Annotated in this window: 1 protein-coding gene; it reads left to right on the forward strand. The window is 31.3% G+C overall.

Annotated features, from left to right (window positions below; genetic code table 11):
* Nucleotides 1-101: 101 nt before the first annotated feature.
* Nucleotides 102-275, forward strand: a 174-nt coding sequence (locus KVT11_RS19840) for a helix-turn-helix domain-containing protein (protein WP_217609145.1), incomplete at its 3' end; no start/stop codon positions are given.

The following is a 275-nucleotide window of genomic DNA, read 5'->3' on the forward strand; positions in this document are numbered from 1 at the left end:
TTTATTTAAATCATTAAATAAAAAAATAGTAGAAATTCGAATAAATGTTCTGTATAATTTGTGTCATATAAAGGACACTTTGTCCCGAAGGAGACACAAAGATGAATGAAATTGGAATCAAACAAAAAAGAGAACGATTAGGAATTACCCAAAAAGAATTTGCAGATGCATTAGGGTTAGGAAAAAATGGAGATAGAACTTTAAGACGTTGGGAAAACGGTGAATCAGTGCCTTCTCCACTAGAATTAAAAGCAATTATGGATTTTCCAGAAGAC

Origin of the sequence: Bacillus sp. GbtcB10, assembly GCF_019091365.1 — a bacterium.
Lineage (GTDB): Bacteria > Bacillota > Bacilli > Bacillales > Bacillaceae > Bacillus > Bacillus altitudinis.